The organism is Streptococcus sp. V869, from assembly GCF_054353515.1.
Genome location: NZ_JBTHHW010000002.1, coordinates 201,374 through 217,342, shown reverse-complemented (window position 1 = coordinate 217,342; position 15,969 = coordinate 201,374). Strand labels below are relative to the sequence as shown.

At 41.0% G+C, this 15,969-nt stretch carries 17 protein-coding genes; 12 read left to right on the top strand and 5 right to left on the bottom strand.

All coding sequences use genetic code 11. The features are described from left to right. The first annotated feature begins 89 nt into the window (after nucleotides 1–89). The 10 genes from rpmB to ACXYSN_RS06455 all read left to right on the top strand — a co-directional run bounded on the left by rpmB (nucleotide 90) and on the right by ACXYSN_RS06455 (nucleotide 6,722). Nucleotides 90–278, top strand: coding sequence for a 50S ribosomal protein L28 (rpmB, locus tag ACXYSN_RS06500; protein ID WP_001140948.1), 189 nt, complete (start codon nucleotides 90–92; stop codon nucleotides 276–278). A gap of 153 nt (nucleotides 279–431) precedes the next feature. After that, the gene (locus ACXYSN_RS06495; RefSeq protein WP_000216443.1) at nucleotides 432–797 is read left to right on the top strand and encodes an Asp23/Gls24 family envelope stress response protein; all 366 of its coding nucleotides are present in this window, start codon (nucleotides 432–434) and stop codon (nucleotides 795–797) included. A 2-nt stretch (nucleotides 798–799) separates the two neighbouring features. Then, on the top strand, nucleotides 800–2,467 hold the full coding sequence (locus ACXYSN_RS06490) for a DAK2 domain-containing protein (RefSeq protein ID WP_458636537.1): 1,668 nt from the start codon (nucleotides 800–802) through the stop codon (nucleotides 2,465–2,467). A gap of 125 nt (nucleotides 2,468–2,592) precedes the next feature. Continuing rightward, nucleotides 2,593–2,799: a hypothetical protein gene (locus ACXYSN_RS06485; RefSeq protein WP_025171227.1), complete on the top strand. Its 207-nt coding sequence runs from the start codon at nucleotides 2,593–2,595 to the stop codon at nucleotides 2,797–2,799. Further along, on the top strand, nucleotides 2,796–2,990 hold the full coding sequence (locus tag ACXYSN_RS06480) for a hypothetical protein (RefSeq protein ID WP_000709296.1): 195 nt from the start codon (nucleotides 2,796–2,798) through the stop codon (nucleotides 2,988–2,990). Before ACXYSN_RS06485 ends, ACXYSN_RS06480 begins: the two co-directional genes overlap by 4 nt. Continuing rightward, nucleotides 2,977–3,861 carry an ABC transporter ATP-binding protein gene (locus ACXYSN_RS06475; protein WP_458636536.1) on the top strand — a complete coding sequence of 295 codons (885 nt, stop codon included), beginning with the start codon at nucleotides 2,977–2,979 and terminating at the stop codon, nucleotides 3,859–3,861. The genes ACXYSN_RS06480 and ACXYSN_RS06475 overlap by 14 nt, the downstream gene beginning before the upstream one ends. Before the next feature lies 1 nt (nucleotide 3,862). Beyond that, nucleotides 3,863–4,600, top strand: coding sequence for an ABC transporter permease (locus tag ACXYSN_RS06470; RefSeq protein ID WP_414331268.1), 738 nt, complete (start codon nucleotides 3,863–3,865; stop codon nucleotides 4,598–4,600). Next, complete coding sequence (locus ACXYSN_RS06465) at nucleotides 4,600–5,697, top strand: sensor histidine kinase (protein WP_458636535.1); 1,098 nt, start codon at nucleotides 4,600–4,602, stop codon at nucleotides 5,695–5,697. Before ACXYSN_RS06470 ends, ACXYSN_RS06465 begins: the two co-directional genes overlap by 1 nt. Continuing rightward, complete coding sequence (locus ACXYSN_RS06460) at nucleotides 5,698–6,297, top strand: response regulator (RefSeq protein WP_458636534.1); 600 nt, start codon at nucleotides 5,698–5,700, stop codon at nucleotides 6,295–6,297. It abuts the gene before it with no gap. A 32-nt stretch (nucleotides 6,298–6,329) separates the two neighbouring features. After that, nucleotides 6,330–6,722, top strand: a complete 393-nt coding sequence (locus ACXYSN_RS06455) for a (deoxy)nucleoside triphosphate pyrophosphohydrolase (protein WP_458636533.1) — start codon at nucleotides 6,330–6,332, stop codon at nucleotides 6,720–6,722. 23 nt (nucleotides 6,723–6,745) lie between these two features. On the opposite strand, the gene ACXYSN_RS06450 is transcribed toward ACXYSN_RS06455, so the two are convergent. From ACXYSN_RS06450 to ACXYSN_RS06430, 5 genes are all read right to left on the bottom strand, one after another. Further along, nucleotides 6,746–9,631: a DUF3427 domain-containing protein gene (locus ACXYSN_RS06450; protein WP_458636532.1), complete on the bottom strand. Its 2,886-nt coding sequence runs from the start codon at nucleotides 9,629–9,631 to the stop codon at nucleotides 6,746–6,748. A 75-nt stretch (nucleotides 9,632–9,706) separates the two neighbouring features. Beyond that, the gene (locus ACXYSN_RS06445) at nucleotides 9,707–12,358 is read right to left on the bottom strand and encodes a valine--tRNA ligase (RefSeq protein ID WP_458636531.1); all 2,652 of its coding nucleotides are present in this window, start codon (nucleotides 12,356–12,358) and stop codon (nucleotides 9,707–9,709) included. Between the two features lie 29 nt (nucleotides 12,359–12,387). After that, on the bottom strand, nucleotides 12,388–12,957 hold the full coding sequence (locus ACXYSN_RS06440; RefSeq protein WP_458636530.1) for a GNAT family N-acetyltransferase: 570 nt from the start codon (nucleotides 12,955–12,957) through the stop codon (nucleotides 12,388–12,390). Next, nucleotides 12,935–13,522, bottom strand: coding sequence for a flavin reductase family protein (locus tag ACXYSN_RS06435; RefSeq protein WP_458636529.1), 588 nt, complete (start codon nucleotides 13,520–13,522; stop codon nucleotides 12,935–12,937). The genes ACXYSN_RS06440 and ACXYSN_RS06435 overlap by 23 nt, the downstream gene beginning before the upstream one ends. Before the next feature lie 262 nt (nucleotides 13,523–13,784). Next, on the bottom strand, nucleotides 13,785–14,180 hold the full coding sequence (locus ACXYSN_RS06430) for a helix-hairpin-helix domain-containing protein (protein WP_006151340.1): 396 nt from the start codon (nucleotides 14,178–14,180) through the stop codon (nucleotides 13,785–13,787). 213 nt (nucleotides 14,181–14,393) lie between these two features. Between ACXYSN_RS06430 and ACXYSN_RS06425 the strand changes: the two genes are divergently transcribed. Then, nucleotides 14,394–15,146 (top strand): isoprenyl transferase, encoded by a 753-nt coding sequence (locus tag ACXYSN_RS06425; protein ID WP_454385602.1) that lies wholly within the window; start codon nucleotides 14,394–14,396, stop codon nucleotides 15,144–15,146. Nucleotides 15,147–15,153: 7 nt separating this feature from the next. Then, the gene (locus ACXYSN_RS06420) at nucleotides 15,154–15,957 is read left to right on the top strand and encodes a phosphatidate cytidylyltransferase (protein ID WP_414312151.1); all 804 of its coding nucleotides are present in this window, start codon (nucleotides 15,154–15,156) and stop codon (nucleotides 15,955–15,957) included. Nucleotides 15,958–15,969 lie beyond the last annotated feature (12 nt).

Below are 15,969 nucleotides of genomic sequence, written 5' to 3'. Positions count from 1 at the left end.
CCTTGCCAAAAATAAGAAAGTGTGATAACATAGTACGGTATGTGGTGCTAGCACATCCGCTATATTAGATCTAATAGGAGGAAAACACAATGGCTAAAGTATGTTACTTTACAGGTCGTAAGACTGTATCAGGAAACAACCGTTCACACGCGATGAACCAAACTAAACGTGCCGTAAAACCAAACCTTCAAAAAGTTACTGTTCTTATCGATGGTAAACCTAAAAAAGTTTGGGCTTCAGCTCGTGCTTTGAAATCAGGAAAAGTAGAACGCGTTTAATAAACAAGAAAAGACCTAAGGGGTCTTTTTTCTTTTACTCGAAAGCTGAAATCATTTGAAAAATCAAGCAAATATCCGCCGATACATCATTCTGCTTTTACAGTTGGGCTGAAATATGATAAAATAGAGTATCAACTATTTGAGGTAAAAAAAATGACTGTAAAAATTAATACAAAAGATGGTCAAGTCGAACTGACAGATGATGTGATCGCTACTGTTGTAGGTGGTGCAGCAACTGAAATTTTTGGTGTAGTCGGTATGGCTAGTAAAAATGCCCTCAAAGATAATTTCCAAGCCCTTCTTGGTAAGGAAAATTATTCAAAAGGTGTAGTCGTTAAAGCAGCTGAAGACGGTAGTATTGCAGTTGATGTATATACTGTATTGAGCTACGGTACAAAAATCAGTGAAGTTTCAAAAAACATCCAAGAACGTGTTCGCTTTAGCTTAGAGAACCAACTTGGGATCACTGCTCAAACTGTGAATGTCTACATTCAAAATATCAAAGTTGTAGGAGAATAATCGTGTCAAATATTACTACAAGCTTATTTCAAGAAATGGTACAGGCTGCTTCAACTCGTTTGAACAAGCAAGCCGAATATGTCAATTCATTGAACGTCTTCCCAGTTCCAGACGGAGATACAGGAACAAACATGGGAATGACGATCGAAAATGGTGCTAAAGAAGTAGCAGACAAACCAGCTTCAACTGTTGGTGAGGCTGCAAGCATCTTGGCTAAAGGTCTTTTGATGGGTGCGCGTGGAAACTCTGGAGTTATCACTTCTCAGCTTTTCCGTGGATTTTCACAAGCCATCAAGACAAAAGAAGAGTTAACAGGAAAAGACCTAGCTCTTGCCTTCCAATCAGGTGTTGAGGTTGCCTACAAAGCTGTTATGAAGCCAGTTGAAGGAACAATCTTGACGGTATCACGTGGAGCTGCTATCGGTGCTAAGAAAAAAGCTGAGCAGACAGATGACGCAGTTGAAGTTATGCGTGCAGCCTTGGAAGGAGCTAAAGCAGCCCTTGCTAAAACTCCGGACATGCTTCCAGTTTTGAAGGAAGTTGGCGTTGTGGACTCAGGTGGTCAAGGTTTGGTCTTCATCTATGAAGGTTTCCTTTCAGCTCTAACTGGTGAATACAGCGCGTCTGAAGACTTTGTAGCGACTCCAGCAAACATGAGTGAGATGATCAATGCAGAACACCACAAATCTGTAGCTGGACATGTAGCAACAGAAGACATTACTTTTGGTTACTGTACTGAAATCATGGTTGCCCTCAAACAAGGCCCAACTTATGCTAAAGACTTTGACTACGAAGAATTCCGTAACTACTTGAACGACCTTGGAGATTCTCTACTTGTTGTCAATGACGATGAAATCGTTAAAGTTCACGTCCATACAGAAGATCCAGGACTTGTCTTGCAAGAAGGACTTAAATACGGTAGCTTGGTCAAGGTTAAAGTCGATAACATGCGTAACCAGCACGAAGCGCAAGTAGAAAAAGAAGCAGCTCAAGTTAGCAAACCAGCTGAAGAAAAAGAATATGCTCTTATCGCAGTAGTAGCTGGACAAGGCTTGGCAGACATCTTCCGTGCCCAAGGTGTGGATTATGTCATCGAAGGTGGACAAACTATGAACCCTTCGACAGAAGACTTCGTCAAGGCTGTTGAGCAAGTCAATGCTCGCAACATCATCTTCTTGCCAAACAACAAAAATATCTTCATGGCAGCTCAATCAGCAGCTGAAGTATTGGAACAACCAGCTGTTGTGGTAGAAGCTCGTACAATTCCTCAAGGATTGACTAGTCTTCTTGCCTTTGACCCAAGCAAATCAATTGAAGAAAACCAAGAACGCATGACTGCAGCCCTTGGCGATGTCATCAGTGGTAGTGTAACAACAGCCGTTCGTGATACAACTATCGATGGTTTGGAAATCCATGAAAATGACAATCTTGGTATGGTTGATGGGAAGATCCTCGTATCAAACCCTGATATGCACCAAACCTTGACTGAAACATTGAAACATATGCTGGATGAAGACAGTGAAATCGTAACCTTCTATATTGGAGAAGACGGAAGTGAAGAATTGGCAAATGAAATTGCTCAAGAAATCGCAGAAGAATTCGAAGATGTTGAAGTAGAAATTCACCAAGGTCAACAACCGGTTTACCCATATCTTTTCAGTGTGGAATAAAGATTAAATAATAAGAAAAAGAAAGTTGAGAAATCAACTTTCTTTTTTTGTGACATTTGTCATATTTCCTAATGACAGAAGCTTCTAGTGATTCTACCTTCAAAGAATTATACTAGATGTATCAAATGGAGGAAGAAAAAATGAAACATAAAGTAATTATCGCAATGAGTTTAGTAGCAGCAGGAGTCATGACTTATCTCATGTTTTCAGGATTGGACGAAGGCTTCTATCATTTTCCTTGGGAGTTATTTGCAGGCTTTGGCATGATGTCTTGGTTAATCCGAGAAGGTTTGAAATTGGTCTCAGATGTGAAAAAGGAGTTTGAAAAATGAAAAAAGCGATTCTCTATCTTTTTATTGCACTATCACTAGTGGTATGGTTGGTCGAAATGTTTACAGGTTGGTTTGACCAAGCCTTCCTTCACCAAGTCATTCGCGGTGCCTGGGGACTAGGATTTATGATTTTTATCGCCTTTCCGATGGGAAAGGAGTGGCTGAAAGGAGAATATCATGAACATGATTAAGGTAGAAAGCTTAAATAAAACCATCAAGGGCAAGGCTATTTTGAAGGATATTTCCTTTGAGGTAGCTGAAGGTGAATGCGTCGCCTTGATTGGTCCAAATGGTGCCGGTAAGACAACACTCTTGGACTGTTTGCTTGGAGATAAACTAGTCACAAGCGGTCGAGTATCCATCCAAGGCTTGCCAGTGACGAGTTCTCAGTTAGACTATATTAGAGGCTACCTCCCTCAAGAAAATGTCATTGTTCAGAAATTAAAGGTTAAAGAGTTGATTGCTTTCTTTCAAAGTATTTATCCAAATCCCTTGAACAATCAGGAAATCGATCAACTATTGCAGTTTGACAAACAACAAAAAGAGCAGTTGGCAGAAAAATTGTCAGGTGGGCAAAAGCGTCTTTTCTCTTTTGTCTTGACCTTGATTGGGCGACCAAAACTTGTCTTCTTAGATGAGCCAACTGCGGCCATGGATACCTCAACACGCCAACGTTTTTGGGAAATTGTCCAGGATCTAAAAGCGCAGGGAGTTACCATTCTCTATTCGTCCCATTATATCGAAGAGGTAGAGCATACAGCGGACCGGATTTTGGTCTTAAATAAGGGAGAGTTGATTCGTGATACGACACCTCTAGCCATGCGTAGTGAGGAGATTGAAAAGCACTTCATCCTACCTCTAGCTTACAAGGAAGTCGTCGAACAGTCTAACTTGGTTGAAAACTGGTCGCAAAAACAAGATGCCCTGCAAGTAGTCACACGTGAAGCAAATGCTTTCTGGGAACTGTTAGTCCAGGCAGGCTGTAGGATACAAGAAATTGAAGTCAATAACCGTAGCTTGCTAGATACAATCTTTGAAGAAACACAAAAGGGAGATGACTAAGATGAAACGATGGATCGCACTAAACAAGATAGAATTTCTATTGACCAAACGACAATTAGTCTATTATCTATTATCCGTAGGGATGCCGACGGCCTTCTATTTATTCTTTTCAGGCATGTACCAGGATACACCAGATGGGCCAGCTAATTTTATGCGCGACTACCTTATCTCTATGACGGCCTTTTCCATGATGTCGACAGCTATGTTTTCATTCCCAGCTGTTTTACATACTGATAAAATCAACAACTGGCAGAAAACATTACGCCATACTCCAGTAAATATGGTAGAATATTATCTATCAAAGATAACAAGTATGATGGTTGATTATTTGGTTTCAATCCTGGTTGTTTTCTCAGTTGGGCACTTGGTCAGGGGTGTGGATATGCCTCTAGGAAGCTGGATTGGGGCTGCGCTCTTGCTGATTGTGGGAAGTATAGCCTTTGTAGCGCTTGGCTTGATCCTGACACTCTTACCGTCTAGTCAGCTGATGTCTGTCGTGGGCAATCTCCTCTATCTAGGATTGGCTGTTTTAGGCGGACTCTGGATGCCCATCTCTTTATTTCCAGACTGGATGCAAGCAATCGGTAAGTGCCTGCCAACTTATCAGTTGATGGAGTTGCTCAAAACCTTCTTAAACGAGGGTGGCATCAATTTATCAGCCACAGTTTATCTACTTGTTTTTTCAGCAGTTTTATTTGGTTTGACTATTTACCTTCAAGGTTATAAGGAGAATGCTTAATGCTTGAAAGACTGAAAAGCATACACTATATGTTTTGGGCCAGTTTGATTTTTATGGTTTTTCCTATCCTCTCTGCAGTAGTTGGGGAGATTCCTAGCTGGCATTTACTAGTTGATATTCTATTTGTGGTGGCTTACTTAGGCGTTTTGACAACCAAGAGCCAGCGATTATCCTGGCTCTTTTGGATTATCATGCTAGCCTATGTAGCTGGGAATACCGTCTTTATTTATGGCAACTATGTCTGGTTCTTCTTTTTCCTTGCCAATCTCTTGATTTATCATTTTAGAGTGCGTAGCCTACGTTCTCTTCATGTCTGGACTTTTCTCCTTGCTCAAGTTCTTGTTGTTGGACAACTCATGATGTTTCAGTCAGTCGAAACTGAGGCTGTAGCCTTTGAGCTCGGGATTCTTACTTTTGTCGATCTGATGACATTGGGTTTGGTTCGGATTCGCATTGTCGAGGATTTGAAAGAAGCTCAGGCCAAGCAAAATGCCCAGATAAATCTATTGCTTGCTGAAAATGAACGCAGTCGTATCGGTCAGGATTTGCATGATAGTTTAGGACATACCTTTGCCATGCTCAGTGTCAAGACAGATCTAGCCTTGCAGTTATTTCAGATGGAGGCTTATCCACAGGTGGAAAAGGAATTAAAAGAAATTCACCAGATCAGTAAGGATTCCATGAATGAAGTGCGAACCATTGTGGAAAATCTGAAATCACGGACCCTAGCTTCAGAGCTTGAGACTGTTAAGAAGATGCTGGAAATTGCTGGGATTGAGGTTGAGGTTGACAATCAATTGGACAAGGCTAGTTTGACCCAGGATGTAGAGTCGACAGCCGCTATGATTTTGTTAGAACTGGCGACCAATATCATCAAGCATGCCAGCGCTGAAAAAGCCTATCTAAAACTGGAACGCACAGACCATGAATTGCTATTGACAGTTAGAGATGACGGGAAAGGCTTTGCAACTGTAAAAGGGAATGAACTCCATACAGTCCGAGATCGTGCTGCAGCCTTCTCAGGGGAAGTAGAGCTGGTCAGTTTGAAAGGTCCTACAGAGGTGCGCGTGCATCTGCCTTATAAGGAGAGAAAGTAGATGAAAGTATTAGTCGCAGAAGATCAAAGTATGCTTAGAGACGCCATGTGCCAGCTCTTGAGCTTTCAACCAGATGTGGAGACTGTCTTGCAGGCGAAAAATGGAGCCGAGGCTATCGAGGTTTTGGAGAAAGAAGCAGTAGATATTGCTATCCTTGACGTCGAAATGCCAGTCAAGACGGGACTAGAAGCACTCGAGTGGATCAAACAAGAAGTACCTGAAACCAAGGTGGTTATCGTTACAACCTTTAAACGTCCAGGCTATTTTGAACGAGCGGTCAAAGCAGGAGTCGACGCCTATGTCTTGAAAGAGCGAAGCATCTCTGAGCTCATGCAAACCCTGCATACGGTGTTAGAGGGACGCAAGGAATATTCTCCAGAGCTGATGGAAGTCATGATGACTCATCCCAATCCCTTGACCGAGCAAGAAGTCGCTGTTTTGCATGGAGTTGCGCAAGGCCTCTCCAACCAAGAAATTGCAGATAAGCTCTACCTCTCAAACGGCACTGTCCGTAATTACATGACCAATATCCTCTCCAAACTAAACGCCAGCAACCGAACCGAAGCAGCCAAAACTGCCGAAGAAGAAGGCTGGTTGTGAGGGGAGAAAGAAAAAATTATCGGAGATAACTTATGTCAAAAAAAATAATAAATGTTGTTGCAGCAGCCATAGAACGAGATGGTAAAATATTTTGTGCACAAAGACCTGAAGGTAAAAGTTTAGGAGGTTTTTGGGAATTTCCGGGTGGGAAATTAGAAATAGGAGAATCTCCTGAACAAGCTTTAGTCCGTGAAATTAAAGAAGAGCTAAATTCTGATATTGAAATTATTTCTTATATCAATGAAGCTTCATATGATTATGATTTTGGGACAGTTGTCATGAAGACCTATCATGCAAAGCTGATATCAGGGAATCTAGAGTTGCTTGAACACCAAAATTCAACTTGGTTAACTCCCGATGAACTAGATACTCTCAACTGGGCTCCAGTTGACCGTCCAGCTGTAGAATTATTAACAAACAAATAAGAATATGGAATAAAACCATGTTCTTATTTGTTTGTAATATAACGATAGAGAGTGTCGGAAACCGGACTATCAAGTTTAAATTGCATAGTTACAATACTTTCATCACCTTTTTCTAATGGACGTACCATTTCTTCGACTGAAGAAGGAATTAGTTTTAAATTTCCTAGATAGTAAAAATCTCCTCCTTCTGCATCGTCCTTAATTATAAATAATTTCAAATCTAAACCATTAGTAGGTGAATTTAGAATAGCCTTTACATCTGGAGATTCTAGTGTTCGCTTGTTCTTAGAAAACCATTTTAATGTTGACTCATTCAAAAGTTCATCTTCGTACTTAATGGTATCATTGATTTCATCATTCTTATGATATGTGATAAAAATTGGACAAGTATTCGTTGATTTATCAATCTTGTAACCACCAATATTTAATGGCGGTTCGTCTTTTGACCAATTGAGTAGTTTTGCAACATCACGTCGAGAATATTTCTGACCGATCGTAAATATATATGGATACTCTATAGATTTGAGCAATCCTGCTTGAATAATGTCTTCCACAGCATGCCTAGACTCATCTCGTTTTAATAACTGGGCAAATTCCTCTTGCAAAATATATTCAAAATCAGTACAGATTAATAGTGGGTCGGTTCCAAATTTCTTGATCTCTTGTGCTTTTAAAAAAGTTAATTTTAGAACAGACTCTACCGAGGAAATAGTTTTTGCATCATTCGGTAAATTCTCATCTCTCAGAATAGAAATAAAATGTTCTTTTGATATGTTACCATCTTTCAATAAATGACATAAGAGAATTAATTCATGTTTTCGTTTGCCAGTCAGTACCTCAAAAGTCAAAAAATTTAACCAAGTAATTTCATTTTTAGATAAAATGATATTATTTTTAGAGAATTTATTTAAAACATCAATGTAATTTTTAAACTGAGTATTCTCAAAGAAAACTAAGGGATCAATACTGTTATAGTTTAAGTAATCAACCAGCAAAGGAGAACGACCTAACTTGTTTTCTAAGTCTTTATATGCTTCCTGTAATATTTTCATATTTGATAAGGATGTATTAGTAATAGACTTAAAGATTTGTTCTTTAGCAACCTCTTCAAAATTGATAGTTGTTAGACCATTTAAGATATTGGGCTCTCTTAGCTCTCTTCGGTAATTATCTTTATTCATTGATTTATCACCAAATAAAGCGATTGGAATTAGATAGTTATTCTTATAATTACCAATAAAATCAATGATCGTGACATATTCTTTACTATCATGTTTACGAAGACCACGTCCCAGTTGTTGAAAGAAAACAATACTAGACTGAGTATTTCTTAACATGACCACTTGGTTGACAGAAGGAATATCAATCCCTTCATTAAAAATATCCACTGTTAAAATATAGTCTAGTTGACCCTTTTCGAGTTGAGAAACTACCTCATTTCGTGTTTCAATATTATCATCGCCTGTCAATGCTCGACAAGCTTTTCCATGTTGATTCAATTTTAAAGATAGCTCATGTGCTTCCTGTTTAGAGGAACAGAATATCAACCCTTTTACTTTTTCTCCGCTTACGCCATAAAAATCAATTTTTTGAAGAATATGTTTAACTCGTTCATTAGATGTTAAGTTTGATATATTTGTCTTTTCATCGATTAGATGTCCATTTATCTCAATATCCTTTACCCCAAAATAAATAAATGGGCAAAGCATATCATTATCAAGAGCATCCTGTAGACGAATTTCATAGGCGATATTATAATCAAATAGTTCATAAATATTTTGCCCGTCTGTTCTCTCAGGTGTTGCAGTCATTCCTAAAAAGAATTCTGGATTGAAATGCGCCATCACTTTTTTGTATGAATCAGCTCCAGCTTTATGAACCTCATCGATTAAAATATAGTCAAAATAATCTTCTGTAAATAGATTCAAATGTGAATCACGGGATAATGTTTGAATTGTCGCAAAAATATACTTCTTATTTGTCAAATCTGCTCCAGAATGATAAATCAAACCTTCTGATTCCGGGAACTGTAGAACCTTTTGGAAATCCTTTAAAGATTTTTGGAGAATTTGTTCCCTATGAACAATAAAGAGCATTCTTTTCGGTTCAAATTGTTGAACATCAAAAGCTGATAAATATGTTTTCCCTGTCCCTGTAGCACTGATAACTAAAGCTTTCTTTTTCCCTGAATCGCGAATAGCCTGCAGACCTTTCAATGCTTCTTTTTGCATCTTGTTAGGTTCAATGCTTGATACCTGATATTCTGCTATCTCCTCTTCTCGAATCTGCTCTACTAGAATTGTTTTCTTACGCTTTCTAGCATAAGAATCAATCTTCTCTACCGTTAAAATATCGGATTTTTTCCAAATTTTTTCGAATTCTTTTTTAGTAGCTTGAATTAACTCCCCGTTGTGAGTTGAAGTTAATTTTATATTCCACTCGTAATTGATCTTTAGTGCATTATGAGTTAAATTTGAGCTTCCTGAAATAAGAACTTGTTTCCCATCGTGCTCAAAAAGATAAAACTTAGCATGCATTTGAAGACTCTCAGGAGTGAGTCGAACTTCAACATTTCTCAACTTTAGTAATTCTTGCATAGCAACTGGATCATTAAAATCAAGATAAGGAGATATAAGAATTTTACCTTTTATTCCTTTATCCATTAAATCGGATAATTGGGATTTAATCAGAGCAATCCCTGATTGGGTAATAAATGCTACAGAAATATAAAAGGCTTGGCATTTTGATAATTCTTCTTGAATATCCTTCAATACATAACGCTTAGACTCTGGGTCATTGATTAATATTTGAGGAGAGTATCCTCCTTCTTGAAATTTAACATTATCAATAAAACCAAACTTTAAAGATTTGATCAAGGTATCTTGAAATAATGTAACGCCTTCTGGCATAGAGCTTCTCTTTTCTATTCTTTTTAACACATTCATTATACCAAAAAAACACGGCATTACACCGTGTTTCTGTGTTTATTTTACCAACTTCTTCATCTCATCAATACGTGCGACGGTCGCGTCGTACTTAGCTTGGTAGTCGGCTTGTTTGTCGCGTTCTTTTTGGACGACTTCTGGTTTGGCATTGGCTACGAAGCGTTCGTTAGAGAGCTTCTTACCGACCATGTCCAGTTCTTTTTGCCATTTAGCCAGTTCCTTGTCGAGACGAGCGAGTTCTTCTTCGACATTGAGGAGGTCAGCGAGTGGCAAGTAGATTTCTGCTCCTGTGATGACGCTTGACATTGCGAGTTCAGGTGCAGGGATGTTTGATGCGATCTCCAAGTGTTCTGGATTTGTGAAGCGTTTGATGTAGTTGACATTGCTGTTAAAGAAGGCTTCCAACTCGCTATCGCTAGTCTTAACAAGAATCGTGATAGGCTTGCTTGGTGCTACGTTTACTTCCGCACGCGCATTACGAACGGCACGAATCAAGTCTTTGAGGCTTTCGACACCTGTGTGAGCCGCAAGGTCTTCAAAGGCTGGGTTGACAGTTGGGTATTCTGCTGTAACGATAGAACCTTCTGAGATTTGTCCAAAGATTTCCTCTGTCACGAATGGCATGATTGGGTGAAGGAGACGAAGGATCTTGTCCAAAGTGTAAAGGAGAACAGAACGTGTGATGACTTTCTCTTCTTCGTTGTCGCTATAAAGGACTTCCTTAGTCAACTCAACATACCAGTCCGCAAACTCATCCCAGATGAAGTTGTAGAGGATGTGACCAGCTACACCAAACTCAAATTTGTCAAAGTTTTCAGTAACCTTGCCGATTGTTTCGTTGAGGTTGTGGAGGATCCAGCGGTCTGTGACATTTCCAGCTTCCTTGTTGACAACTTTTTCCACATTGGCAGTTGCTTGCTCGAGTGTCAAGCCTTCATTGTTCATGAGGATGTAGCGAGAGATGTTCCAAATCTTGTTAATGAAGTTCCATGAGGCATCCATTTTCTCGTAAGAGAAGCGCACGTCTTGCCCTGGTGCAGAACCGTTTGAAAGGAACCAACGAAGGGCATCAGCACCGTATTTCTCGATGACATCCATTGGGTCAATCCCGTTACCAAGAGATTTAGACATCTTGCGTCCTTGCTCGTCACGGATGAGACCGTGGATCAGAACGTTTTGGAATGGCTGACGGCCAGTGAATTCCAAAGATTGGAAGATCATACGAGACACCCAGAAGAAGATAATGTCATAACCTGTAACCAAGGTTGAAGTTGGGAAGTAACGTTTGAAGTCTGCTGAGTCCACATCAGGCCAGCCCATAGTTGAGAATGGCCAAAGGGCAGAACTGAACCAAGTATCCAAGACGTCTTCGTCCTGAGTCCATCCGTCACCTTCTGGAGCTTCTTCGCCGACATATATTTCACCCTCAGCATTGTACCAAGCAGGGATTTGGTGACCCCACCAGAGCTGACGAGAGATTACCCAGTCATGGACATTTTCCATCCATTGAAGGAAGGTGTCGTTGAAACGAGGTGGGTAGAATTCTACCTTGTCGTCTGTATCTTGGTTGGCAATGGCATTTTTGGCCAATTGGTCCATCTTGACGAACCATTGCGTAGACAAGCGTGGTTCAACCACAACACCTGTACGCTCTGAGTGACCAACGCTGTGGATACGTTTTTCGATTTTAACAAGGGCACCGATTTCTTCCAACTTGGCAACGACTGCCTTACGAGCTTCGAAACGGTCCATGCCTGCAAATTCGAAGGCCAAGTCATTCATAGTTCCGTCGTCGTTCATGACGTTGACTTGTGGCAAGTTGTGGCGTTGACCAACCAAGAAGTCATTTGGATCGTGGGCAGGTGTGATTTTCACGACACCAGTACCAAACTCAGGATCTGCGTGTTCGTCTCCAACGATTGGGATGAGTTTATTAGCGATAGGAAGGACTACATTTTTACCAATCAAGTCCTTGTAGCGTGGGTCTTCTGGGTTGACCGCAACGGCTACGTCCCCAAACATAGTTTCAGGACGAGTAGTGGCAACCTCAAGGGCGCGTGAACCGTCTTCTAGCATGTAGTTCATGTGGTAGAAGGCACCTTCGACATCCTTGTGGATTACCTCAATATCAGAGAGGGCTGTGCGAGCCGCTGGGTCCCAGTTGATGATAAATTCACCACGGTAGATCCAGCCTTTTTTGTATAGGTCCACAAAGACCTTACGAACCGCTTTTGACAAACCTTCATCAAGTGTGAAACGCTCACGAGAGTAGTCTACAGAGAGCCCCATCTTGCCCCATTGTTCTTTGATAGTAGTGGCATATTCGTCTTTCCATTCCCAGACCTTGTCAAGGAATTTCTCACGACCGAGGTCATAACGGCTGATGCCCTCACCACGCAAGCGCTCCTCAACCTTAGCCTGAGTCGCAATCCCCGCGTGGTCCATACCAGGAAGCCAAAGTGTATCAAAACCTTGCATGCGTTTTTGACGGATGATGATATCCTGTAAAGTCGTATCCCAAGCGTGACCAAGGTGAAGTTTACCAGTTACGTTTGGTGGTGGAATCACGATAGAGTAGGGCTTAGCCTTTTTATCGCCTGAAGGCTTGAAAACATCTTCGTCAAGCCATTTTTGGTAACGACCAGCCTCAACCTCGGCTGGATTGTATTTAGGTGAAAGTTCTTTAGACATGTGTTTGTCCTTTCTAATTAATTCTATTTTTAATGTTGACCTTGAGTCTCCCACTCACTCTTCAGCAAGCCGTATCTCAAATCATCACAGCGGTTGCCTTGAACATCTTTGCGGTCTCTTATGCGAGCTTCGAGGGTGAAGCCAAGTTTCTCAGCGACTCGTTGACTTCGAAGGTTGTAACCAAAGCAAGACAATTCTACCTTGTGAAGCTCCAGTTCTTTAAAAGCCAGGTCAATCAAGGTACGTGCCGCTTCGGGTACATAGCCTCGCCCCCAATAGTCTGGGTGCAAGGTATAGCCAATCTCCAGCACATCGTCTTCGTGGCGATGGTTGAAATCAACTGAGCCAATAACTTTATCAGTCCCTTTGGCCACGATTCCATAGCCTGCTGGGAGATTGTCCTTTTGATTGCGCTCGGGAAGGATATGCTCTAGATAATAAATCTCATCTTCCAAGGTCTTGACGGGTGGGAAGCCTGCTGGGTAAGAAACTTCTGGGAGACTAGCGTAGGTGTAAATATCCTCAGCATCCGCTACTGTACGGACTCGTAAGATCAGTCGCTCCGTTTCGATTCGTTCAGGTAATGTTGCTCTTGTCATTCTTCTGCCTCGCTTTCTTCATAAAGCTTCCCATGGGATCGACTCGGTCATCTAGATAACGGTAAACGCGCTGATGGCCGTCCCCCATAAAGTAAGTCGGTGCAAAACGGTCATTTATAAAATGTCCCTTGTCATCTAAGAGCTCTGGATCAGCCAGTCGCTCGAGAATCTTAGCAAAGATATGGCAGATGCCATCTTCCTCGATAATCCGATCCACCTGGCAATCCAAAACGACTGGGCAAGCCTCCAAAATCGGAGCCTGAGTTCGTTCAGAAATCTCATAGTCAAGTCCCAGGTGTTTCAATTTCTCCCGATGGCTGATAAAGCCAGCCCGCTCCATCTCAAGCATGAGGTTTTCGTCAGGGATGTTTACAGTGAACTTCTGGTAATGCTTAATCTGGTTAGCCGCATTTTCCTCAGCACCAACCCCGATGACCAGCCAATCGCCTAGACTATAGGAGGAACTGCAGGTCGTAATATTGTGTCCAAAGTTCTGGTCCTGATACCCCAAAATGAAGATTGGAAAACCAAAGTAGAGTTTGCTGGTTTTAAAAGATTGTTTCATGACAACCTCCTTTTACTAGGTCGCAACAAAAAAATCGCCCCTGCCATCAATCTGACAGGGACGAATGTGTTTATCCGCGGTACCACCCAATTTCGGGCAGAGCCCGCAACTTTGTTTATTTCATTTTCATCCATTAGCAACCAGTTTTGACACATTTGTGGACTTCTCAGCACCGCCACTTTCTGTAAAATGTGGGACTCAAAACACCTCTAATGGCTATATTTTAACAAGTTTTTGACGGAAAAGCAAGGAACAAGAAAGATTACTTGAACTTGATGCCGTTTTCTTTTAATTTCTTGATTGTAGCTGGACCAATTCCTTTCAAAGCAAGGAGTTCTTTTTCTGTCCAGTTTTTGAAGTCAGCAGCAGATTTGATTCCTTCATCGTAGAAAGTCTTGGCACGGTCGACTGAAAGTCCACCTAGGTTGGCTGCGAATTCCTCTACTGAGCTTGTAACCTTTTGAGCTTGTTCTTTAGTTGCTTCTACAGTTTTTTCAACTTGCTTAGAAACAGCTTTACCTGCGTTGTTTGCAGCTTTTTCAGCGTGTTTCACAACTTTTTTTGTTTCTTCGACAACCTTGTTTACTGCGTTTGAAAGTGCGCCTGAGCGACGAAGACTGTTTCTTAATTGTTTTTTACGTTGTAGTTTTTTTGACATGATAAGATCCTTTCAATAAAAAACCCCTGTGACTGAACAAGGATAAATCTTTATGTTTTATTGTATCAACTTTCTTTGGGAAATGCAAGGCTTGTTAGTTTAGAAAGATAGGAGTTATATAGGAAATTCCGCCTTAGAATAAGAAAAGATGTTAGAAGAAATGCGAAAAATATGGTATAATGAAACGATAGATTTTTGAATAGGAATACAATCATGTTTGGATTTTTAAAAAAAGATAAAGTTACAGAAACACCGGCGCTAGTGCCAGCTCACATCGGAGTTATCATGGATGGGAATGGTCGTTGGGCTAAAAAACGCATGCAGCCACGTGTCTTTGGTCATAAGGCTGGGATGGATGCTCTGAGAACAGTAGCCATTGCTGCTAGTGATATGGGTGTCAAGGCTATGACAGTTTATGCTTTTTCAACTGAAAACTGGACTCGTCCAGACCAGGAAGTTAAGTTTATCATGAACCTTCCGGTTGAATTTTATGATAAGTATGTTCCTGAGTTGCACCAAAAGAACATGAAGATTCAAATGATTGGGGAGACTGATCGTTTGCCTAAACAGACTTTTGAAGCTTTAAAAAAGGCAGAAGAGTTGACCAAGTTAAACACAGGTTTGATTCTCAATTTTGCCCTTAATTACGGTGGACGAGCTGAAATTACACAGGCAGTCAAGTTGATTGCGCAGGATGTTTTGGATGCCAAGGTAAATCCGGGCGATATTACAGAAGAGTTGATTGGGGAATATCTCTTTACGGGGCATTTGCCGAAAACTTTACGCGATCCAGATTTGATCATCCGAACTAGTGGCGAGCTTCGTTTGAGTAATTTCTTGCCTTGGCAAGCAGCTTATAGTGAACTTTATTTCACAGATGTCTTGTGGCCTGACTTTGATGAGGAAGCCTTGAAGGAAGCTATTGCAGAGTTTAACCGTCGCAATCGTCGATTTGGAGGAGTATAGGAAAATTATGAAAAAGGACTTAATAAAGAGGACCATATTTGCCGCTTTGGCCCTAGCTATCTTTATCCCACTCTTGATGGTTGGAGGACTGTGGCTACAGATTGTGATGGGAATTTTAGCCATGCTTGGGGTTCGTGAATTGCTCCAGATGAAAGGTTTAAATACCATGACCCCTGAGGGCTTGTTAACCTTGCTAGCAACTTTCGTACTAACCATCCCCTTGGAAAACTATCTGACCTTTTTGCCCGTAGATGGAAATGTCGTCGCATACAGTGTTGTAATTTTTGTTATGCTTGGAGCGACTGTCTTCAGCAAAAACTACACGATTGAAGATGCCGCCTTCCCAATTGCTATGAGCTTCTATGTTGGTTTTGGATTCAACGCTTTAGTCGATGCTCGAATCGCTGGCTTGGATAAAGCACTCTTGGCTCTCTGTATCGTGTGGGCAACAGATAGTGGTGCCTACCTAGTGGGTATGAATTTTGGAAAGAGAAGATTGGCTCCAAGAGTTTCTCCTAACAAATCAGTAGAAGGAGCTTTTGGTGGGATTGTAGCTGCTATGCTTGTCACACTCATCTTTATGTTAGTGGATAGCACAGTTGCCCTTCCTTACGGCATTTATAAAATGATGCTCTTTGCAATTTTCTTTAGTATTGCAGGTCAATTAGGTGATTTGATTGAAAGTGCCATGAAACGCCATTTTGGAGTCAAGGATTCAGGATTCTTTATCCCAGGGCATGGCGGAGTACTGGATCGTTTTGATTCTATGCTAGCAGTTTTCCCCATTATGCACCTCTTTGGCTTATTTTAAGGAAAGGTGAAC